Here is a 19,713-nt window from a genome sequence, read left to right as displayed (position 1 = left end):
CGTCCCGCAGAACGTTTTTTCCCATGAACTCAAACGGTTGCATCCCATCCCTTCCACCGGCATGCTGCGGGAAACGTCCTGGGAGGGACCCTGAAATGACCACCCGCCGCATCCTGCTGGGTGCCGCCGCCACCTCCATCGCCACCCTGACCGCGCCAAGGCTCGCCAAGGCCGCCTGGCCCGCCGACCGCGCCATCGAGGTGATCGTCCCCTTCCCGCCCGGCGGCGGCGTGGACAACATGGTCCGCCCCATCGTGCATTTCGTGACGCCGCGCCTTCCCGGCGCGCGCTTCGCCATCGTCAACCGCCCCGGCGCCGCCGGCCAGCTCGGCTTCGAGGCCTTGTTCAACGCGGCGCCGGATGGCTACACGCTGGGCGCGCTGACCAATACGGCGATGCATGCCATCGCGGTGGAACGCACCCCCCGCTACCGGCCGGAGGATTTCACCTACATCGCCAATGTGGTGGATGATCCGGGCGGCTTCTGGGTGCGCGCCGACAGCCCCTGGCGCACACTGGACGATCTGAAGGAAGCGGCGAAGAAGGACCCGGAGGGGATTGGCGTCGGCACCGCCGGTATCGGCTCCGACGACCACATGCTGCAGCTGAGCTTCGAGGAAGCGGCCGGCGTGCGGATGCTGCACATCCCCTATAACGGCACGGCGCCGGTGCAGCGGGACGTGATGGGCGGCAGCCTACCGGTGGGCAGCTTCAATATGAGCGAGGGCGTGGCCCTGATGCGGGAAGGCCGCATCCGCTGCCTGGCCCAGGGCGGGCCGGAGCGCTGGGCGCCGACCGACCAGGTGCCGACCTTCCGGGAACAGGGTTATGACGTGCTCGGCGGCTCCGCCCGCGGCATCGGCGCGCCGCCCGGCCTGCCGGAGGAAATCCGCGTGAAGCTGGAGACGGCCTTCCGCGAGGCACTGGCCGACCCGGCGCTGATCGCCGATGCGGAGCGCACCGGCCTGCCGCTGCGGCCGCTGGTGGGCAAGGATTATCGCGACATGATGCGCGCGGACCATGCGGTGCTGCAGGGGTTGTGGCAGCGCCGGCCCTGGCGGAGCTGAGAGGCGGAGCATCGGCGGGCCCGCGCCCCTCACCCTCTCCCCCGCCGGGGGGAGAGGGCTTCGGCTCAGATGCCGATGCCGCCGGAGACGCTCAGGGTCTCGCCGGTGATGTAGCCGGCGTGGGGGCCGGCGAGGAAGCAGATGGTCTCGGCCACTTCCTCCAGCGTCGCGATGCGGCGGATCGGGTGCATGTCCAGAATGGCGTCGCGATTCGGCAACTCGCCGGCGACCTCGGCGGCCATGTCCGTGGGCATGATGCCGGGCTGCACCACATTCACCGTGATGTTGCGCGGGCCGAGGTCGCGCGCGATGCCCTTGGCATAGCCCGCCAGCGCCCATTTCGTGCCGGCATAGTCGGCAACCCCGGCGAAGGGCACGACGGAGCCGAGGCGGGAGCCGACGAAGATGATCCGGCCGCCATCGCTCAGCCGGGGCGCCGCCGCGCGGGTATTGGCGATGGAGCCCAGGACATTGACCTGCCACTGGTGATTGTAGCGTTCCCCATCCAGCGCGGGATCATCCACGAGCTGGCCCTGAATCGCGACGCCGGCATTGTTCACCAGGATGTCGAGCTTGCCGAATTCGGCGATCACCGCCTCGATCAGCGGGGTGGCGGAGGACAGGTCGGACTGGTCGCTGCGGATCGCGATCGCCCGCGCGCCCTTCGCCTTCAGCTTCGCCACCACGGCTTCGGCCTTGTCGGCCGAGGCGGCATAGCTGATCGCGACATCGGCGCCGTGGGCCGCGAAGGCTTCGGCCGTCGCGGCACCGAGGCCGCGCGAGCCGCCGGTGATCAGAACGACTTTGCCCTTGAGAGTATTCGACATGAGAGACCTTTCGTGACGAGGCCGCGGCAGCGCGAGACCTCGGTGGGCGGTGCTCGCCCGTTTCCGTAACATGCATTACGTTAATGCCTGTTATGAAACTCGACAGCGGCCGTCAAGCCGTTTAGTAATGGTCATTATGAAAATAATGGTCCGACGCTGATGGGGCGTCATCGCGAATTCTGCGTCGAGAAAGCGCTCGACGCGGCGGTCTGCGTCTTCTGGCGCAAGGGCTATGAGGGCGCCTCCTATGCCGACCTTGTCGAGGCGACGGGCGTCGAGCGGCCTGCGCTCTACGCGGCCTTCGGCAATAAGGAGGCGCTGTTTCGCCGCGCCCTGGCGCGCTACGATGAGCTCTATCTGGGCTACTATCCGGAAGCGCTGGCGCAACCCACGGCGCGAGAGGTGGCCGCGCGGTTCCTGGCGGGGGCGGTGGAACTCACCACCCGCTTTCCCGACCGCACCGGCTGCTTCGGAGTCCATGGCGCCCTGGCGGGGCCGGAGGAGATCGAGCCCATCCGCCAGGCCCTGATCGCCTACCGGGCCACCGGCGAGGCCGGGCTTCGCGCCCGCTTCGAGCGGGCCAGGGACGAGGGCGATCTTCCGGAATCAGCCGATTGCGGGACGCTCGCCGCCTATGTCATGGCGATGGCGCATGGCATCGCGGTGCAGGCCAAGGCGGGCTTCCCGCGGGACGTTCTGCAGGCGGTGGCCGACCAGGCCATGGCCGGCTGGCCCACCGCGTCAGGCTGACGCCTCGGCCCCCTGCGCTGCGAGCAAGGCGCGCCATTCGTCGGTCAGCGGCACCTTCGCGCCGCTGTCCTCGCGGGTGACGACGCAGACGGCACGCGCCGTGCAGCAGGGCTCGCCATCCTTCAGCAGCGCGTAGTCCTGCACATAGGAGCTGCGGCGGAAGGAGATGGTGCGGCAGGTCAGCCGCACCGCGTCGTTGAAGCGCACGCCGCGCAGGTAGCGCGCCTCGATCTGCGCCACGACCGGGCCGGGACGGTCCGGCGCCAGCGCCACCCCGGTCAGCGCCTGCCAATGCGCCACCCGCAGATCCTCGAACAGGGTCAGATAGGCCGTGTGGTTCACATGGCCGTAGAGGTCGCATTCCGACCAGCGGATGACGTGATCGCGGATCATCGGCCGGGCCGCGTCACGCCGGCGGCACCGGGCGCGGCTTGCGGTTCTCGTCGATAGCCACGAAGGTGAAGACGCCCTCCGTGACCAGGCACATCTCCTCCTCGGAGCGTTCGCGGCGCCAGGCCTCGACCTCGATCCGCATGGAGGTGCGGCCGACGGTGACCACCTCGGCATAGATGCTGACCTCGTCGCCAACCAGGACGGGCATGTGGAATTTCATACCCTCCACCGCGATGGTCGCGACCCGGCCGCGGCCGCGGCGCCCGGCGGCGTTGCCGGCGGCGAGGTCCATCAGCCCCATCAGCCAGCCACCAAAAATGTCACCGGAGGGATTGGCATCGGCCGGCATGGCGATGGTGCGCAGCTTTGGCGCATCGGCGGGCGGGGTGCGGGTGGCCGGGTTGGGCAAGCGTATCTCCGTGGTAGGGTTCGTCTAAGCCCCATCCTTACGGCCCCCATGCCACAAGTCCACTTCCTGACGCATCCCGAGGTTGCCATCGACCCGGCCGTGCCGGTGCCTGACTGGCCGCTGTCGCCGCGCGGCCTGGCGCGCAGCCGGGCGATGCTGGCGGAGCCATGGGTCGCCAACATCGGCGCTGTGTTCAGCAGCACGGAGCGCAAGGCGCGCGACATGGCCGAAATCCTGGCCGGGCACCGGGGTCTCCGCGTCACCCAGATGGAAGCGCTGGGGGAGAATGACCGCAGCGCGACCGGCTATCTGCCGCCCACCGAGTTCGAGGCGATGGCGGATGCCTTCTTCGCCCGGCCGCTGGAAAGCGTGCGCGGCTGGGAACGCGCGGCGGATGCGCAGGCGCGCATCCTGGCGGCGGTGCGCACCGTGCTGGCGCAGGCCCCGCCCGGCGACGTGGCGATCGTCGCGCATGGCGGTGTCGGCGCGCTGCTGCTGTGCCACATCAAGGGCGTCGCCATCAGCCGTGCGGAGGATCAGCCCGGCAGCGGCGGCGGCAATCGCTTCGTCTTCGATGCCGCGCGCTGGCGCCTGCTATCCGGCTGGCAGCGGATCGGGGATCAGCCGGCCGGTTGATTGTAGTTGTGGCCGAAGCGGGCCAGGAAGCCGCAGACCTGACGGTAAATGTCGTCGACATTATGCGGTGTCAGGCCGGTGATGATCGGGACGCGCTTCGACCCGTAGGTGATGTAGATGTAATGCCCCGCCGCCTGCCGCGCCATCGCACCGGCCACGGCTATGCTGTTGGCCATGGTGTTGCCGCCCGGGATGAAGGTCGGATTGTTGGCGGTGGAATCGAAGCCGATGCTGCCGACATGGTCCAGCAGATAGGTCTTCCCCCCGGCGGTGATGGAGGTGCGGTCGATCCTGATCGGCACCGTCTTCTTGCTGTTGGCGAAGCGGAAGGAGAAGACGGCGCCAGCCACGGCGGCCAGGCCGGCCGTGATCGCCGTCCCGTTACCCGCCATTAGCCCCAACGGCAGGGCGAAAATCGCGACCAGCATGGTGATGACCGCGCCTGTGATGCCCAAGGCCATGCGCGCGCCCGAATGGGCCTTTGTCTCAAAGGTCAGGTGATCGGCCGCCTCGCGCACCGTCACGTCATATTCAGGGGCAACCACCTTTGCCATCGCTGTCTCCATCCGGTGCGCCCAAACGGGGCACCCGACAGCGACGATACTCATCCGCTCCATTCCGTGAAGCGACGGTATTTGTGCGGCGCGGTGACATGTCCCGGATGTCACCCGCGCAGCTACAACGAATTCACAGTTTCAGAATGGCCCGCGCCACTGCCTGCGCCCGCGGCACCAGGCTGCCCAGTTCCAGATACTCCTCCGGCGTATGCGCCTTGCCGCCCACCGGCCCCACGGCGCAGAGCGTCGGCGCCCCCATGGCGGCGGTGAAGCCGCTATCGGCGCAGCCGCCGCTGAATTCACCGCTCGGGTCGAAGCCGGATTCCGTCGCGGCGGCGCGATAGGTCGCAAAAAGCTTCGCGGCCTCCGGCGACTGGGTCAGCGGCAGGAACTCGCCCTTGATGGTCAGCTTCGCGCGGGTGCCGGGGACGAAGGACTTGTCGATGATGGCGTGGATCTTCGCCATCACCTCCTCCCGATCCGCGGGCTCGACATAGCGCAGGTCGATCTGGCCCTGGGCATGCGGCGCCACGGTGTTGACGCTCTGCCCGCCCGTCACCAGGCCGACATTCAGCGTGATGCCGCGCTTCAGATCGGTCAGCGCATGGATCGCCGTGATCTTCGCCGCGAGCTCGCCGATGGCGCTGATGCCGGCCTCGAAATTGCCGCCGGAATGGGCGGCCTTGCCCTCGATATCGAAAACCGAAAACACGCCGCCCTTGCGGCCCGTGACGATGCCGCCATTGGGCCGGCCGGGTTCCGAATTGAACACCACCCGCGCCGCCTTGGCCTCCGCCTCGATCACCGGGCGGCCCTCCGGTGAGCCGATTTCCTCATCGCCGGTGAACAGCGCCACCAGAGGCCCAGGCGCGCCGCCGAACTTCTTGAATGCGGCCAGGACGAACATGTTCATCACCAGGCCCGCCTTCATATCGGCGACGCCAGGGCCGAAAGCGCGGTCGCCCTCGATGGTGAAGGGGCGGCGCGTCGGCTCGCCCTTCGGGAAGACCGTGTCGCGATGGCCCATCAGCAGAATGTTCTGCCGCGCATTGCCGCCGCCTGTGCCGGTGCCGGTGCCGTCATCCAGCACGGCGCGGATGCAGTCGCCGTGCTTCTGCTGCGGCAGGATCTCGACCGGAATGCCCTGCGCTTCCATGAAGCGCGCGACCTGCGCGCCGACTCGGTCGACGCCTTCCTTGTCGTAGCTGCCGCCATCGGTGTCCACCATCTCGCGCAGCACCTGGATCATCTGCTCGCGTTGTGTGGACAGCCAGGTGATGATGTCGGTCTCGGTGGACATGGTCATCCGGTCTCCTCATTCGTTGGCCAGCCTCGCATCCGAAGCAGAGCCTGAAAAGGCCCGTGCGTCCCGCAGCCTTCATCGCCGCGTCATCGCACAGTCATCGCCCGCGCCTAGCTTCCGCCGCCTTCGGAACGGGAGCCATCCACATGATCCAGCGCAGACATATCCTGGGCGCCACCGCCGGCGCGGCGCTGCTGCCGCGCTTCGCCATCGCGCAGAATGCCACACCGGATACGCGCCCCTCCATCACCGTCGCCGTGCAGATCGTCAGCATCTCCGGCACGCTGGAGCCGATGCGCGAACAGTCCAATGTCGGCTTTCGCATCATGCCGAGCTTTTCCGAGCCGCTGATCGGCATCGACTGGACGCGCACGCAGCGCGCCGAAGCGGTGCTGGCGACATCCTGGCGCCGCATCGATGCGAAGACGCTGGAACTCACGCTGCGCGACGATGTGCGCATGCATGATGGCCGCATCATGGAAGCGGAAGACGTCGCCTTCACCTTCAGCAGTGAGCGCATGTGGACCGGCCTGCCCGCCGACACGCGCGGCCTGTTCGTCTCCACCACCGCCGGCGCCGCGGGCAAGACGCCGCCGCCCGAGGCTGCCGCGATCAGCCGCGCGCATTTCCCGAACTTCGAGCGCATGGAGGTAGTGGACCGCCGCACCGTGCGCTTCGTCAACAGCGTGCCCGACGTGACGCTGGAAGGCCGGCTGACGCGCACCACCGGCGCCATCTTCTCCCGCGCCGCTTTCGCGCAGGCCGCGAGCTGGCTGGACTGGGCGCGCAAGCCGGTGGGAACCGGGCCCTATCGCGTCGCCTCCTTCCGCCCGGGGCAGGACCTCGTGCTGGAGGCGCATGACGAATATTGGGGCGGCCGCCCGCCGCTGAAGCGCATCCGCTTCGTCGAGGTGCCGGATGTCGCCTCCCGCGTCGCGGGTCTCCAGGCCGGCGACTACGACTTCATCTGCGACCTGCCGCCGGACCAGATCCAGGGCATCGAGCGCAGCGCGCGGCACCATGTCGTCGGCGGGCCGATCAACAACAACCGGCTGATCGTCTGGGACAAGACCCATCCCGTGCTGGCGAACCCGCTGGTGCGCCGCGCCATGTCGCACAGCATCGACCGGCAATCGATCGTCGACAGCCTCTGGGGCGGCCGCACCGCGGTGCCGCGCGGCCTGCAATGGGAGGTCTATGGCGACATGTACCTGGCCGATTGGGAAGCGCCCCGCTTCGATCTGGCCGAGGCGCGCCGCCTGCTGCGGGAGGCGAACTATCAGGGCCAGCCGATCCCCTATCAGCTTCTGAACAACTACTACACGCTGCAGGTCGCCTCCTCCCAGATCCTGGTGGAGGGCTGGCGTCAGGCGGGGCTCAACGTCCAGATCGAGATGAAGGAGAATTGGGGCCAGATCATCGGCCGCTTCGAGGGGCGCGGGCTCTGCGACAATTCCAACACCGCCGTCTTCAACGACCCGGTGGCGCCGATGTCCGTCTACGCGCCCGGCGGTCAGACCTGGGCCAGCGGCCAGTGGCAGAATGACGAGGCGCCGAAGCTGATGGACGCCTTGCAGACGGAAAGCGACCTGACGAAGCGTCGCGACACCTTCCGGCGCCTGCTGACGCTGACCGAGCGCGAAGACCCCGCCTACACCGTGCTGTTCCAGACCGCGAACTTCACGGGCAAGCGCAAGGACCTGCCCTGGCAGGCTTCGAAGTCCTTCGTCATGGACTTTTCGGCGCGCAATTGGGGTGGCGCGGCCTAACCAGCCAGGCGTTGGAGGAAGGTCCCGAGCAGGCCGGTGATAATCGCCGGCTGCTCCAGGCTTGGCAGATGCGCGGTGCCGGGCAGTTCGCGGGCGGCGGCGTCCGGCATCGTCGCCACCATGTGACGGCAGCGGTCCTGGATATGCGGGAAGTCGAGATCGCCCCAGATCACCAGCGCCGGCATGCGCAGTTCATGAAGGCGGCCGAAGGCGGGCGCCGTGTCGAGGCTTTGGCCTGATGGCGGGGATCGCAAAGCGAGGCCGTTCATCTCCAGGAACAGGTCCCGCATCGGCCCCGCGACCCGTCCTTCCTCCGCCAAGGGCCCGTCCAGCCAGAGGCGCGCCTTCAGCGCATTAACCGCCTCAAGATCGCCCGCCGTCTCCGCCACCTTCTGCCGGTCCAGGATCGCGCGGATCGCGGGCGAATGCACCGGCTCCGGTGCGCTGCCGAGGCTGGGCGCGATGAGCACCATGCCCCTGATGCGGGCGGGATGCTGAAGGGCGGCGTCGACCGCGATCTTGCCGCCCTGCGAGCAGCCGACCAGGGTCACCGGACGCCCCTCGCCCAGCGCGTCGATCACCGTCATCAGATCCGCGACCGGCGAAAAATCCTCGGCCTCCGCCTGCGTCCCGCCGAAGCCGCGACGGTCATAGGCGATCACACGATGGCCGGCGCCCAGCGCCGCCATCTGTTCAGACCACATCCGGCTGTCACAGACATTGGCATGCAGGAAGACGACTGGCTCGCCCTGCCCGGCAAACTGCGCGGCCAGGACGGCGCGGCCGGAGACGACGCCCTGCACGCGCCCGGACCTATTCCACCTTGCCGATGCGGCCGACAGCGCGCAGCAGCCGCGCGCTGTCCTCCGCGAAGAAGGTGGCGAACTCAGGCGCGTCGAGATAGGCCACGGGCGCGCCGGCGGCGGTGAAGGCGGCGACCAGCTGCGGGTCCCGCACCGCCTGCCGCACCGCGTCGCGCAGCTTCGTCATCACCGGCGCCGGCGTCGCCGCCGCGGCGAAGAGTCCGGCCCAGATGTAGAACTCGACGTCCGAGAATCCCTTCTCCATGAAGGTCGGCACATCGGGGAAGGAGGCCACACGCTCCTTGCCCCAGCAGCCCAGCACGCGCACGCGGCCGGACTGCACATGCTGCGTCAGCGTCCCGGGCGCGGAGGCCAGCGCCTGGATCTGCCCGCCGAGCAGGGCCGTGATGGCCGGCCCCGCGCCGCTGAAAGGCACATGCAGCAGCCGCATGCCGGCGGCGGCACAGAGCATCTCCATCGCCACATGCAGCGTGCCGTAGGTGCCGGAGGAGCCGTAGGGAATATCGCCCGGCCGCGCCTTCGCGGCGGCGATGAAGTCCTCCATCGTCTGCCAAGGCGCGCTCGCCGGCACGGCGAGCATGGTCGGGTCCGCATTCACCAGCGCGATCGGCGCGAACTGGTCCACCGTATAGGGCGGCGTGCGGCCGAACAGTTTTTCCGCCTCCGGAATCACGGCGAGGGAGGACAGCGCCATCAGCGTCGTATAGCCATCCGGCGCGCTGCGAGCGACGAAGGCGTTGCCGATGGCGCCCGCCGCGCCACCGCGATTCTGCACCACCACGGCCTGGCCAAGGATCTTCTCCATGGCCGAGGCGGTCGGCCGCGCGGCGAGGTCGGCCTGGCCGCCGGGCGGGAAGGCCACCACCATGTTCAGCGGGCGGGAGGGAAAATCGGATTGCGCGAAGGCACTGCCAGCGAAAGGCACGGCGGCGGCGGCGCCCAGCAGAGTACGGCGGTTCATTTTCTTGGTTCCTCCCGTTTCAAGTGGCCTCGTCAGGCCACCGCATTCTCCAGCACGCCGATGCCCGAAATCGCGATCTTCACCACGTCGCCAGACTTCAGGAAGACCGGCGGGTTGAAGCCGATGCCGACGCCGGCCGGCGTGCCGGTGGCGATGACATCGCCCGGCTCCAGCGTGATGACGGCGCTGATCGCCTCGATCAGGGTGGGGATGTCGAAGATCAGATCAGCCACGGGCGCGTGCTGGCGCTGATCGCCATTCACCCAGGTGGTCAGCACCAGCTTCGTCGGGTCCGGCACCTCATCCGCGGTCAGGATGGCGGGACCCATCGGGCAGAAGGTGTCGAGGCCCTTGCCCAGAATCCACTGGCTGTGGCGCTTCTGAAGGTGGCGGGCGGTGACGTCGTTGATGATGGTGTAGCCGAAGACGTGCTTCAGGGCATCGGCCTTGGAGATGCCGCGCCCACCGGCGCCGATCACCACGCCCAGCTCGCCCTCATAATCCAGGCCACCGGTCGTATCGAGATGGCCCAAGATCTTCTCGCCATTGGCGATGATGCTGGTGTGGGGCTTGGAGAAGACCACGGGAAAGGGCGGCACCACATCCTTGGCCCCGCCATCGAAGCCCGATCCCGCGAATTCCTTGGCGTGCTCGTGGTAGTTCTTGCCGACGCAGAACACGTTCTTGGGCGGGCGCGGGATGGGCGCGCAGAGCTTGGCGCCTTCCACCACCGGGGCCTTGGCCAAAGCGGCGCGCGCCTTGTCGAGCAGCGCGGGCTCGGCCGCGGCCAGGTCCAGCATGCTCTGGCCGCGCAGCAGCGGCTCGGCGGCGGCGAGGTCCAGCACCACATCGCCCTCGCCCAGCGCGCCGACTTCCTGCTGCAACTTGCCCGGGCGCGTGAATGTCACCAGCCGCATGACTTAGACTCCTCAGTTCAATTTCGTCCGCATCTGCCCGGTTTCCGCCGGATTGGCCAGGGGGAGGCTGGCGGCGCGTTCCAGTGCGCGGGCGGCGCGGAAGGCGAGGTCATCGCGGTACAGCGCCGCCGCAACCTGCACGCCGCGCGGCATGCCGGCCTCGTCCAGCCCGATCGGCACGGCGATGGCGGGCTGGCGGGTCAGGTTGAAGGCGAAGGTCCAGGGCGCCCAGTCGCGCCACAGCGCCTCCACCGGCTTGATCGTGGGGGCATCCGCGTCGAAGGCGGCGGTCGGCGTCGCGGCGGTCAGGATCAGGTCGTAGCGCTGATGGAAGCGCGCCATGGCATGCGCGCATTCCACCCGCAGCATGTCGGCGCCGAGGAAGTCGGCGGCGGACATGTCGCCCATCTTGCGCGCCACTTCCGCGATCCCGCTATCGAGCTGGCCACGCTTTTCCTCGGTCGCGCCGTTCCAGATGCGGGCAATGGCCACGCCCCAGACGCGGGAGAAAATGGCGCGCGTGTCGGGCAACTCGGGGTCAGCCTCCTCGACAATGGCGCCCTGTTCGGCCAGCAGCTTGGCGGCCACCTGCAAGGCGGCCTCGCCTTCCTCATCCAGCGGCGGATCGAAGCCCAGGCGGCGCACCACGGCGACGCGCAGCCCGGCGACGCCCTGGTCCATGCCTTGGCGCCAGTCGCGCGGGTCGTCCGGCAGGCTCACCGGGTCGCGCAGGTCGAAGCGTGCCATGGCGGACATCATCAGCGCGGCATCGCCGACGCTGCGCGTCATCGGTCCGGCACAGGCGACCGAGGAAAACGCGCCATGCGGCCATTGCGGGATGCGGCCGTAGCTCGGCTTCACCCCCACCAGCCCGCAATAGGAGGCCGGGATGCGGACGGAGCCGCCGGCATCGGTGCCGATATGCAGTGGCCCGAAGCAAGCCGCGCCCGCGGCGCCGGCGCCGGAGGAACTGCCGCCGGCGGAGCGCTGCGGGTTCCAGGGGTTGCGCGTCACGCCATGCAAGGGGCAGTCGCTCGGCGTCTTCCAGCCGAATTCGGTCGTGGTCGTCTTGCCCAGGATGACGGCGCCTTCGGCCAGCAGGCCGACCACGGCGGGGGCGTTTTCGGTGGCCGGCGTGGCATCGGTGGTCAGGCTGCCGCGGCGGGTCGGGAAGCCGGCGATATTCAGCAGGTCCTTCACTGTGCAGGGCACGCCATCCAGCATCCCCATCGGCCGGCCGGCGGCCCAGCGGGCCTCCGATTCGCCAGCCTGGCGCAGGGCGTGGGGGTTCATCACCGCGAAGGCGTTGACCCAGGGATTGTAGCGCGCCACCCGCTCCATCACCGCTTTCAGCGCCTCCACCGGCGACAGGGCGCGGGCGGCATACAGCGCCAGAAGCTGTTCCGCGGTCATCTGCGCGGGGTCGGTAGGCGGGCTCATGCGGGGCTTCCGGAACGGGTCATCGGGGTGCAGCATGGCCCCTCACCAAAGCCAGGGAAACCCCGCAGATGACCAGCGCCAATCCGTGGGAATGGAGCGAGCCGGAATGGCGTGAGATCGTCGGCCGCGCCCGCGCCGGCCGCAGCCTGCGCCCCGCGAGCTGGCCGGGCGGCGCGCGCTGCTGCGTGACGCTGAGCTTCGATGCGGATCATGAGACGATTCCGCTGCGCGACAATGACGAAAGCCCGATGCGTATCAGCCAGGGCCAGTATGGCAACCGCCAGGGCATTCCTCGGATTCGCGCCCTGCTGGCGCGGCACGGCATTCCCGCGACCTTCTTCTACCCGGCCGTCTCCGCCCTGCTGCATCCGGAGGAAGTCCGCGCCGTCTCCGCCGAAGGCCATGAGATCGGCATCCATTCCTGGATCCACGAGGCCAACACCAAACTGCCCCCCGGTGTGGAGCGTGAACTGACGCTGCGCGCGGCCGATACGCTGGAAAAGATCAGCGGCCAGCGGCCGGTCGGCATGCGCACGGCCTCCTGGGATTTCTCGGTCGATACGCTGTCCATCATCAGGGAGATGGGGCTGCTGTATGACTCATCGCTGATGGCCGATGACGACGCCTATGAATTGCTGGACCAGGGCACGCCCACCGGCATCGTGGAGCTGCCGCCGGAATGGATTCGCGACGACGCCGTCTATTTCAACATGCTCCGCTTCTCCGGCCTGCGCCCCTACACGCCGCCCTCGGCGGTGGAGGAGATTTTCTCGGCGGAGTTCGATGGCGCCTATGAGGAAGGCGGCATGTTCCTGCTGACCATGCATCCGCATGTCATCGGCCATCGCAGCCGCATCGCGCTGCTGGACCGGCTGGTGACCCGGATCAAGAAGTTCGAGGGGGTGTGGTTCGCCACCCATGCCCAGGCGGCGCAGTGGTGCAAGGACCATGCGGCCGGGGGGTGACCGCGCGCGGCGCGGTCAGTGCACCGCGCCCTGCCTCAACAACGTGGCATAGACGTCCCGCGTCGCAGCACTCAGCGAGCGCGACAATTCCTCCAGCCCCGCCACCTGATCGACGCGCGGCGCCGCTGCCGCCAGTTCCGTTTCCGACAGCACCAGCGGCACCAGGCCGGTGGCCCGCGCCAGGCCGATCAGCAGGGCGTCGCGCGGGTCTGGGATGTCATCCTCCAGGATCACGCCGCGCAGGCGGCGGCGCACCTCCGCCGTTTCCGCCCGGCCGCTGGCCTTGGGGTAGCGGCGTTCGGGAAAGACCCAGAGAAAGCGGTCCTCGATCCGCCGCAGCACGCCGCCATCCACCAGCCGTTCCAGCACCTGCGCCCGCAGGGCCGGGCCGGATTTGGCGATGTCCTGAATCCACCAGCGGCTGGTGCGTTCCGGCGCCCCCGTCGCCAGCCGCGCCAGCACGCCATCCAGCAGCGCATCCCCCATCGGGCGGGACTGCACCAGCACGAGCCGGTCGAGATCGGTGTCGATGCGGCCGGCCAGGGCCAGTTCCATCAGGATAGCGCCCGCCAATGCCAAGTCGCCGGCCGGCCCGGGCAGGCCGACCGGCTTGCCGGTCTCGTCATCGAGAAGGAGGAGTAGGATCTCCTCCGGCATGGTCAGTGACATCGGTTCCCCCGCATCGCAGCCGCGCAGCCTGCCACGATGTCGGGGGCCGGGTCATCACCCCACCACGATGTTGAATTGCCGCGCCACGGCGGTCCATTCGGTGATTTCCTGCCGGATGATGGAGACGAAGGCGTCCCCGGCCGGCGGCGGGTTGCGCGGCATGGTCTGCAGATCGACGAAGCGCGACATCAGCTCCGGCCGCGCCAGGATCGGCGGCAGGATGGCATTCAGCCGCTCGACGATCGGCGCCGGCAGGCCCTTGGGGCCCGACAGGCCCAGCCACTGCGCCGAGGTCAGCTTCGGAAAGCCCAGCTCGGCGAAGGTCGGGACGTTCGGGAACATGGCCAGCCGCTGCGGCGTGGACACCGCCAGCGCCCGCAGCGACCCGTCGCGCATCTGCGCCGTGTTGGTGGTGATCGGGTCCACCATGCATTCGATATTGCCGGCCAGCACATCCTGCATGGCCGGCGCGCTGCCGGCATAGGGGATGTGGTCGAGGTTCGGCGCATTCGCCTCCGCCGACAGCATGGCGCCGAGCAGATGCGGGGCGGAGCCGATGCCGGAGGAGCCGTAGCGCACCGGCCGGCTGCGGGCCGCGGTGATCAGCTGCTCCAGGGTCTGGAAGGGCGAGTTGGACCGCACCAGGATGATGTTCGGCGCCTCCACCAGCTGCATCATATGGGTGAAGTCGCCAATCGGATCGAAGGGCAGCGTCGGCCGGGTGGCGGTGGAGAAGACATGCACGGAGGCATGGCTGACCAGCAGCGTGTAGCCATCCGCCGGTGCCTTGGCGACGACATCCGTGCCGATGATGCCACCGGCGCCGGCGCGGTTTTCCACCACCACGGACTGGCCCAGGGCCTGGGCCATCATCGGCGCCATCAGCCGGGCGACGGTGTCCACCAGCCCGCCCGGGGGGAACTGGGCGACCAGGCGGATCGAGCGGTTCGGCCAGGCGCTGCCCTGCGCCCTGGCGATGGACGGCAAGGCAAGCGCCGCGGCGGCGCCCCCCAGAATCTGACGACGTTGCAACATTTCTGCGCTCCCGGCTTACGGTCTGGGCGGATTCCGCGCATCGCCTGGGCAGTCCTGCCCGGGAAGGATGCACCGTTCCGCCACCGGATTACGGGGTAGCAAGCTCCGTGCCGAAGCTTCCGGCGGTGGCGGGCCTCAGCCCTCCCTCCGCGTTGTCCCGAGCCCGACGCCGCGGATATCGGCCACCGCGACGCCGAGGGAGCGGTTCAGGCTCTCGATCCGCGTCACCACGTCGAGCCAGGGCTGCACCGCCTCCAGCTCCGCCTCGGAGAAGATCAGCGGCAGCAGGCCGGCGGCGCGGGCCAGGCCGAGCAACAGCGCGTCATGCGGGTCGGGCAGCTCCTCCCGCAGCAGCAACTCGCGCAGCCGGGCGCGGGCCTCAGCCACCTCGGGCCGGCCGGGCGCCTTGGGGTAACGGCGGTCGGGCAGGATCCAGAGCACCCGGTCCTCCACCCGCCGCAACAATCCACGCGCCACCAGCCGGTCCAGGATCACGGCGCGAGCCGCCGGCGCATCGCGCGCCAGCAGCGGGATGGCGCCGCGCGCATCGGTCGGCGCATCGGGCGCGGCCAGCCGCGCCAGTGCCGCATCCAGCGCGGCGTCGCCGGTCGGCGTGGCATCGACCAGGATCAGCCGGTCCCGATCCGTATCCACCCGTCCCGCCAAGGCCAGCTGCATCAGCAGCGCGCCGGCCAGCGCCCGGTCGGGCGCCATGCCAGCCCGGCCGATCGGACGACCACTGTCGTCATCCAGCGCGAGGAGGACGATCTCCTCCGCCAGGGTCAGCGCCGCGTCGCTCATCCCTGGCCGAGGGCGGCGGACCAGGGGGACATCACATCGGTGATGCCGACGCGCTCCCCGCCCTGGCGGATCTGGATCATGTTCGGACAGGCGAAGTTCACCGGCAGCACGGCATGTTCCACCACCTCCAGCGGCCCGGCGGCGGCCAGTGCGTCCAGCGTGGCGCGCGGCAAAGTGCGGTCGGCGGTGGCACCCTCCGGCCCGCTGACATCGATGCGCGGGAAATGCGCCGCCGCCTCCGGGTCCATGCCGAAGCCGGTGACCAGCGACAGCATCTGGAACACGGCGGCCAGGATGCGCCGCCCGCCGGAGGCGCCGAGCGCCATTTCCGGCACGCCGGCGGCATCGGCGACGATGAGCGGGGACATGTTTGTCAGCGGCCGCTTGTTCGGCCCGATCTCATTGGCGCTGCCGGGACGCGGGTCGAACCACATGACGCCGTTGTTCATCAGCACGCCAGAGCGCGGCAGCACCACGCGCGAGCCCATGGAGGAGAGCAGCGTGGTGGTCATCGACACCATCATGCCGTCCGCGTCGACGACATTGAGATGGGTGGTGCAGCTGTCGGAACCCTTCGGCTCGGCATCGCCCAGGCCGGCCAGCCGCTCCGCATAGGCATCCTGCATCGCCTTGGCGAAGGCGAGGTGCCAGGCGGTGCCCGGCGCGCTGCCGGACCAATCCGCGGACTCCATCAACGCCATGACGCGCTGGAAGGTGGGTGCGGCGGTCAGGCCGTTGGACAGGTGCAGCGTATGGCCGCGCCAGGGCACGGAAACCGCCGGCAGCACCCGCGCCCGGCAGCCCGCGAGATCGGCGGCGGAGAGGATGCCGCCCGCCTCCTTCACATCCGCCGCGATCGCGGCCGCCACGTCGCCCTCATAGAAATCCCGGAAGCCGGCCTGCTGCAGCCGTTCCAGCGTCGCCGGCAGGTTGCCCTGGCGGAAGAAGCCCGGCGTGCCCTGATAGGGGGCGACCGGCGGCAGGCCGTTGGGCAGGTAGATACGCGCCGATTCCGGATAGAGCCGCAGGGTGGAAGCGGCGTTGGCGATTTTCAGCGTGGTGAACCAGTCCTGCGGCAGGCCGCGCTTGGCCAGCGCCACCGCCGGGGCCAGCACATCCGCCGCCGGCATCCGGCCGCGCTTTTCATGCAGCAGCGCATAGCCGGCGACCGAGGACGGGATGCAGAAGCTCATCGGCCCATGGATATTGCGGTCGCCCTCCACCTCCGGCCAGGCGAACAGGTCCTGCTTCATCCGGCCGGTGGTCGGGAAATCCCGCGCATTCAGCCCGGCGGGGGAGACGGGGCCGAAATCGAAGGTCTCCGCCGCGCCGCCGGGGGCGGCGACCTGCGCGAAGCCGATGCCACCGAGGCCGCTGTTCCAGGGCTCCATCGCGGCCAAGGCGAAGGCCATGCCGACCGCCGCATCGGCCGCATTGCCACCGGCTTCCAGAATGGCGAGGCCGGCCTCGGCGGCGGCGCGGGACTGGCTGGCGACCATGCCGCGGCGGCCGCGGGCGGCGGGCTTGGTGACCTGCCAATGCTGGGTGGTCTGGGCGGGCGGCTGGTACATCAGGCTGGTTCCTCCGATGGGCGGAGGATCGACCCGCCGGCGCCGCGCGGCAACCCCGGGCGGCGGGGTGCCGCCCGCTATTCTTCCTCCGTCCCCACGATCAGCGCCTCCAGCGTCGCCAGCTGGTCGGCCTCCTCCACCGGCTTGTCGGTGCGCAGCCGGGCGATACGGGGGAAGCGCAGGGCGACGCCGGATTTGTGCCGGGTGGAGCGCTGGGCGGCGTCGAAGATCACCTCCAGCACCAGGGACTTCTCCACCTCCCGCACCGGGCCGAAGCGGGCGGTGGTGTTGTTGCGTATCCAGCGGTCGATCCAGAGCAGTTCCTGGTCGGTGTAGCCGGAATAGGCCTTGCCGACCGGCACCAGCTCCTGCCCCCCGGCGCCATCGGGTCGCCAGAGTCCGAAGGTGAAGTCGGAATAGAAGCTGCTGCGCTTGCCGTGGCCGCGCTGCGCGTACATCAGCACCGCATCGATGCCGAGCGGCGCGCGCTTCCACTTCCACCAGGCGCCCTTCTGCCGCCCGGCGAGATAGGGGCTGTCGGCGCGCTTCAGCATCAGCCCCTCGATCGCGGCCTCCCGCGCCCCGGCACGCAGCAATTCCAGCTCCGTCAGTTCGGTGAAGGGGATGACGTCGGACAGATCCATCCGGGCGGGGCGGGTGCGCGCGAACCAGGCCTCCAGCCGGGCGCGGCGCGCATCGAAGGGCAGCGGGCGCAAGTCCTCCGCGCCGTCGAACAGGATGTCATAGAGCCGCACGCCGATGGGATAGGCCGCCTGCATCTTCGCGCTGACCAGCTTGCGGTTCAGCCGCTGCTGGAGGTCGGCAAAGGGCGCCACCTCGCCCTCTCGCATCACCAGCAATTCGCCGTCCAGCACGGCATGGAAATCCATCGCATCGAGGATTTCCGGAAAGCCGCCCGAAATCTCCTCCGCGCCGCGGGAGAACAGCGCCCGGCCACTCGGCGCGGCGCAGAGCTGCACGCGGATGCCGTCCCATTTCCATTCGGCGCGATGCGTCGCGCCGCTGATGGTGGCGTAATCCGGCGCTTCCAGCGGATGGGCGAGCATCAGCGGCCGGAACACCGGCCGGTCCTCCGCGGAGGGGCGCGGCCCCTGCCCTTCCAGCCAGGCGAACAGGTCGTGATAGGGCGGGGTCAGGCCGTGCCAGACCTCCTCCACCTCCGCCACCTCCTGCCCTGCCCAATCGGCCAGCGCGGTCTTGGCGAGGCGGGCGGAAACGCCGACGCGCAGCCCGCCGGTGACCAGCTTGATCAGTGCAAGACGGCCATTGGCGTCCAGCACATCCAGCCAGCCGGCGATCAGCGCCGGCAGCTCGGCCTTGGGAGTCGCCTCCATGGCTTCGACCACCTCGGCGAGGCCGGGCGGCGGTGCGTTGATGCCGGCGCGGGCGGGCCAGATCAGCGCGACCGTCTCGGCCAGGTCGCCGACATAATCGTAGGAGAGTTCGAACAGCACCGGGTCGCTGCGCGCCGCCACCAGCTCCCGCACCATGCCTGGCTTGGCGGCGCGGAACACCAGCTCGCCGGTCAAGGCGGCGAGGCCGATGCCGCGATCCGGGTCGGGTTGCGTGGCGAACCATTCGCGCAGCAAGGCGAGCTTGGCGTTGCGCCCGGGGGTGAAGGTCAGCCGTTCCAGCAGCGTCGCGAAGGCAGGCAGGCTCATGCGGAGGCCTCAGCCACCGGCTCGACCGCCGGCTCCTCATCCTCCTCGCCCCGGCCCAGCAGATGCAGCGCGCGGCCCTTGATGCCGCGGAGCGCCAGCGCATGCACCAGCGCGTCGTCGCGGCCATGCGTAACCCAGATCTCCGGCGCCTGCACCTCCGCCGTCGTGGCCAGCAGCTCGTCCCAATCGGCGTGGTCGGAGAGGATCAGCGCCAGTTCGACGCCCTTGGCCTTGGCGCGCTGCCGCACCCGCATCCAGCCGGAAGCCGCGCAGATCACCGGGTCGGCCAGGCGCCGCACCCAGGCGGTGGCCTCGGCGCCGGGCGGCGCCAGCACCACCTCCCCGGCCAGCAGCCCGCCGGTGCCGCGCTTGGGCAGGGGCACCGGTTCCAGCGGGCCGAGCTTCACGCCGAAATCCTCATACAGCTTGCAGAGCGCCAGCAGCGCGCCGTGCAGATGGATCGGCCGGTCCCAGCCCGCCTGGCGCAGCAGCGCGATCAGCCGCTGCGCCTTGCCCAGGGCATAGGCACCGATCAGATGCGCGCGATCGGGGAACAGCCGCAGGCTGTGCAGCAGGCGGTCGATCTCATCCGCCGGGTCCGGGTGACGGAAGACCGGCAGGCCGAACGTCGCCTCGGTGACGAAAACGTCGCAGGTGACGGGCTCGAAGGGCAGGCAGGTGGGGTCGGGGCGGCGCTTGTAGTCGCCGGAGATGACGATGCGGCTGCCCTGCCAGTCCAGCACCACCTGGCAGGAGCCGAGAACATGCCCGGCCGGCACCAGGCGGATGGCCACGTCCTTGTGGTGAATGACCTCCCCCATCGCTGCCACCTGCTGCGCATGGCCGGCCCGACCCTCACCCATCCGGGTCCGCATGATCGCCAGCGTCTCGTCGCTCGCCAGCACATGGTCGTGATCCGGGCGCGCGTGGTCGGCATGGCCATGGGTGATGATGGCATGGGGCACGGCGCGGGCAGGGTCGATGAAGAAGTCGCCGGGCACGCAATAGAGGCCTTGCGGCGTCACGCGCATCCATTGCTGGGGATGAGGCATGTCCTGCTAGATCGCGCGGAGCCCTGCGAGATCAAGAGGTTCGGCACCTCACGGCTTGGGGGGCAGGAAGGGCCGAAGTCGCGGG

The 19,713-nt window shown here is 69.6% G+C and carries 20 protein-coding genes; 5 read left to right on the top strand and 15 right to left on the bottom strand.

The window, feature by feature from the left end; all coding sequences use genetic code 11:
* The first annotated feature begins 95 nt into the window (after nt 1-95).
* Entirely contained in the window at nt 96-1,067 is a 972-nt protein-coding gene (locus tag ACVFYP_RS06790) for a Bug family tripartite tricarboxylate transporter substrate binding protein (protein WP_499199363.1), read from the top strand.
* Nucleotides 1,068-1,132: 65 nt separating this feature from the next.
* Here ACVFYP_RS06790 and ACVFYP_RS06785 read toward each other — a convergent pair whose 3' ends face one another.
* Nucleotides 1,133-1,894 (bottom strand): SDR family NAD(P)-dependent oxidoreductase, encoded by a 762-nt coding sequence (locus ACVFYP_RS06785; protein WP_499199362.1) that lies wholly within the window; start codon nt 1,892-1,894, stop codon nt 1,133-1,135.
* Nucleotides 1,895-2,053: 159 nt separating this feature from the next.
* On the opposite strand from ACVFYP_RS06785, the gene ACVFYP_RS06780 reads away from it, so the two are divergent.
* On the top strand, nt 2,054-2,644 hold the full coding sequence (locus ACVFYP_RS06780; protein WP_499199361.1) for a TetR/AcrR family transcriptional regulator: 591 nt from the start codon (nt 2,054-2,056) through the stop codon (nt 2,642-2,644).
* Here ACVFYP_RS06780 and ACVFYP_RS06775 read toward each other — a convergent pair.
* On the bottom strand, nt 2,636-3,037 hold the full coding sequence (locus tag ACVFYP_RS06775) for an acyl-CoA thioesterase (RefSeq protein ID WP_499199360.1): 402 nt from the start codon (nt 3,035-3,037) through the stop codon (nt 2,636-2,638). The genes ACVFYP_RS06780 and ACVFYP_RS06775 overlap by 9 nt on opposite strands.
* A gap of 13 nt (nt 3,038-3,050) precedes the next feature.
* Nucleotides 3,051-3,446 (bottom strand): acyl-CoA thioesterase, encoded by a 396-nt coding sequence (locus tag ACVFYP_RS06770; RefSeq protein WP_499199359.1) that lies wholly within the window; start codon nt 3,444-3,446, stop codon nt 3,051-3,053.
* Between the two features lie 48 nt (nt 3,447-3,494).
* Between ACVFYP_RS06770 and ACVFYP_RS06765 the strand changes: the two genes are divergently transcribed.
* Complete coding sequence (locus tag ACVFYP_RS06765; RefSeq protein WP_499199358.1) at nt 3,495-4,082, top strand: histidine phosphatase family protein; 588 nt, start codon at nt 3,495-3,497, stop codon at nt 4,080-4,082.
* Here ACVFYP_RS06765 and ACVFYP_RS06760 read toward each other — a convergent pair.
* The gene (locus ACVFYP_RS06760; RefSeq protein ID WP_499199357.1) at nt 4,067-4,636 is read right to left on the bottom strand and encodes a hypothetical protein; all 570 of its coding nucleotides are present in this window, start codon (nt 4,634-4,636) and stop codon (nt 4,067-4,069) included. The two genes, ACVFYP_RS06765 and ACVFYP_RS06760, sit on opposite strands and share 16 nt — an antisense overlap.
* A 133-nt stretch (nt 4,637-4,769) precedes the next feature.
* Nucleotides 4,770-5,939: a M20 family metallopeptidase gene (locus ACVFYP_RS06755; protein WP_499199356.1), complete on the bottom strand. Its 1,170-nt coding sequence runs from the start codon at nt 5,937-5,939 to the stop codon at nt 4,770-4,772.
* 149 nt (nt 5,940-6,088) lie between these two features.
* On the opposite strand from ACVFYP_RS06755, the gene ACVFYP_RS06750 reads away from it, so the two are divergent.
* Complete coding sequence (locus tag ACVFYP_RS06750) at nt 6,089-7,711, top strand: ABC transporter substrate-binding protein (protein ID WP_499199355.1); 1,623 nt, start codon at nt 6,089-6,091, stop codon at nt 7,709-7,711.
* Here the strand turns inward: ACVFYP_RS06750 and ACVFYP_RS06745 are convergent.
* Genes ACVFYP_RS06745 through ACVFYP_RS06730 form a run of 4 tightly spaced genes read right to left on the bottom strand, consistent with a single transcriptional unit; the run spans nt 7,708 to nt 11,853 of the window.
* Nucleotides 7,708-8,514 carry an alpha/beta fold hydrolase gene (locus tag ACVFYP_RS06745; protein ID WP_499199354.1) on the bottom strand — a complete coding sequence of 269 codons (807 nt, stop codon included), beginning with the start codon at nt 8,512-8,514 and terminating at the stop codon, nt 7,708-7,710. The two genes, ACVFYP_RS06750 and ACVFYP_RS06745, sit on opposite strands and share 4 nt — an antisense overlap.
* A gap of 10 nt (nt 8,515-8,524) precedes the next feature.
* Complete coding sequence (locus tag ACVFYP_RS06740) at nt 8,525-9,496, bottom strand: Bug family tripartite tricarboxylate transporter substrate binding protein (RefSeq protein WP_499199353.1); 972 nt, start codon at nt 9,494-9,496, stop codon at nt 8,525-8,527.
* Between the two features lie 32 nt (nt 9,497-9,528).
* Nucleotides 9,529-10,413, bottom strand: a complete 885-nt coding sequence (locus tag ACVFYP_RS06735; protein WP_499199352.1) for a fumarylacetoacetate hydrolase family protein — start codon at nt 10,411-10,413, stop codon at nt 9,529-9,531.
* Between the two features lie 12 nt (nt 10,414-10,425).
* Nucleotides 10,426-11,853 (bottom strand): amidase, encoded by a 1,428-nt coding sequence (locus ACVFYP_RS06730; RefSeq protein ID WP_499199351.1) that lies wholly within the window; start codon nt 11,851-11,853, stop codon nt 10,426-10,428.
* A 68-nt stretch (nt 11,854-11,921) separates the two neighbouring features.
* Between ACVFYP_RS06730 and ACVFYP_RS06725 the strand changes: the two genes are divergently transcribed.
* Nucleotides 11,922-12,818 (top strand): polysaccharide deacetylase family protein, encoded by an 897-nt coding sequence (locus tag ACVFYP_RS06725; RefSeq protein WP_499199350.1) that lies wholly within the window; start codon nt 11,922-11,924, stop codon nt 12,816-12,818.
* A 15-nt stretch (nt 12,819-12,833) separates the two neighbouring features.
* On the opposite strand, the gene ACVFYP_RS06720 is transcribed toward ACVFYP_RS06725, so the two are convergent.
* From ACVFYP_RS06720 to ACVFYP_RS06695, 6 genes are all read right to left on the bottom strand, one after another.
* Nucleotides 12,834-13,487: a GOLPH3/VPS74 family protein gene (locus ACVFYP_RS06720; protein WP_499199349.1), complete on the bottom strand. Its 654-nt coding sequence runs from the start codon at nt 13,485-13,487 to the stop codon at nt 12,834-12,836.
* Between the two features lie 54 nt (nt 13,488-13,541).
* Nucleotides 13,542-14,522 carry a Bug family tripartite tricarboxylate transporter substrate binding protein gene (locus ACVFYP_RS06715; RefSeq protein WP_499199348.1) on the bottom strand — a complete coding sequence of 327 codons (981 nt, stop codon included), beginning with the start codon at nt 14,520-14,522 and terminating at the stop codon, nt 13,542-13,544.
* Nucleotides 14,523-14,657: 135 nt separating this feature from the next.
* Nucleotides 14,658-15,323 (bottom strand): GOLPH3/VPS74 family protein, encoded by a 666-nt coding sequence (locus tag ACVFYP_RS06710; protein WP_499199347.1) that lies wholly within the window; start codon nt 15,321-15,323, stop codon nt 14,658-14,660.
* A complete protein-coding gene (locus ACVFYP_RS06705) occupies nt 15,320-16,894 on the bottom strand; it encodes a gamma-glutamyltransferase (RefSeq protein WP_499199346.1) in 1,575 nt (524 codons plus the stop codon). The genes ACVFYP_RS06710 and ACVFYP_RS06705 overlap by 4 nt, the downstream gene beginning before the upstream one ends.
* A 77-nt stretch (nt 16,895-16,971) precedes the next feature.
* Complete coding sequence (locus tag ACVFYP_RS06700; protein WP_499199345.1) at nt 16,972-18,576, bottom strand: cisplatin damage response ATP-dependent DNA ligase; 1,605 nt, start codon at nt 18,574-18,576, stop codon at nt 16,972-16,974.
* Entirely contained in the window at nt 18,573-19,607 is a 1,035-nt protein-coding gene (locus ACVFYP_RS06695; RefSeq protein WP_499199551.1) for a ligase-associated DNA damage response exonuclease, read from the bottom strand. Before ACVFYP_RS06695 ends, ACVFYP_RS06700 begins: the two co-directional genes overlap by 4 nt.
* Between the last annotated feature and the right edge of the window lie 106 nt (nt 19,608-19,713).

Source organism: Roseomonas sp. F4 (genome assembly GCF_053891155.1).
The sequence above is the reverse complement of the archived record's forward strand: the minus strand, read 5'-3'. Positions and strand labels throughout refer to the sequence as shown.

Bases quoted from the DNA above. Each gene is read 5' to 3' on its own strand.
- ACVFYP_RS06775 (WP_499199360.1), bottom strand. From the start codon at position 3,037: ATGATCCGCGATCACGTCATCCGCTGGTCGGAATGCGACCTCTACGGC.
- ACVFYP_RS06720 (WP_499199349.1), bottom strand. From the start codon at position 13,487: ATGTCACTGACCATGCCGGAGGAGATCCTACTCCTCCTTCTCGATGAC.
- ACVFYP_RS06790 (WP_499199363.1), top strand. From the start codon at position 96: ATGACCACCCGCCGCATCCTGCTGGGTGCCGCCGCCACCTCCATCGCC.
- ACVFYP_RS06715 (WP_499199348.1), bottom strand. From the start codon at position 14,522: ATGTTGCAACGTCGTCAGATTCTGGGGGGCGCCGCCGCGGCGCTTGCC.
- ACVFYP_RS06730 (WP_499199351.1), bottom strand. From the start codon at position 11,853: ATGAGCCCGCCTACCGACCCCGCGCAGATGACCGCGGAACAGCTTCTG.
- ACVFYP_RS06785 (WP_499199362.1), bottom strand. From the start codon at position 1,894: ATGTCGAATACTCTCAAGGGCAAAGTCGTTCTGATCACCGGCGGCTCG.
- ACVFYP_RS06755 (WP_499199356.1), bottom strand. From the start codon at position 5,939: ATGTCCACCGAGACCGACATCATCACCTGGCTGTCCACACAACGCGAG.
- ACVFYP_RS06760 (WP_499199357.1), bottom strand. From the start codon at position 4,636: ATGGCAAAGGTGGTTGCCCCTGAATATGACGTGACGGTGCGCGAGGCG.
- ACVFYP_RS06705 (WP_499199346.1), bottom strand. From the start codon at position 16,894: ATGTACCAGCCGCCCGCCCAGACCACCCAGCATTGGCAGGTCACCAAG.
- ACVFYP_RS06765 (WP_499199358.1), top strand. From the start codon at position 3,495: ATGCCACAAGTCCACTTCCTGACGCATCCCGAGGTTGCCATCGACCCG.
- ACVFYP_RS06740 (WP_499199353.1), bottom strand. From the start codon at position 9,496: ATGAACCGCCGTACTCTGCTGGGCGCCGCCGCCGCCGTGCCTTTCGCT.
- ACVFYP_RS06750 (WP_499199355.1), top strand. From the start codon at position 6,089: ATGATCCAGCGCAGACATATCCTGGGCGCCACCGCCGGCGCGGCGCTG.
- ACVFYP_RS06710 (WP_499199347.1), bottom strand. From the start codon at position 15,323: ATGAGCGACGCGGCGCTGACCCTGGCGGAGGAGATCGTCCTCCTCGCG.
- ACVFYP_RS06700 (WP_499199345.1), bottom strand. From the start codon at position 18,576: ATGAGCCTGCCTGCCTTCGCGACGCTGCTGGAACGGCTGACCTTCACC.
- ACVFYP_RS06780 (WP_499199361.1), top strand. From the start codon at position 2,054: ATGGGGCGTCATCGCGAATTCTGCGTCGAGAAAGCGCTCGACGCGGCG.
- ACVFYP_RS06725 (WP_499199350.1), top strand. From the start codon at position 11,922: ATGACCAGCGCCAATCCGTGGGAATGGAGCGAGCCGGAATGGCGTGAG.
- ACVFYP_RS06735 (WP_499199352.1), bottom strand. From the start codon at position 10,413: ATGCGGCTGGTGACATTCACGCGCCCGGGCAAGTTGCAGCAGGAAGTC.
- ACVFYP_RS06695 (WP_499199551.1), bottom strand. From the start codon at position 19,607: ATGCGCGTGACGCCGCAAGGCCTCTATTGCGTGCCCGGCGACTTCTTC.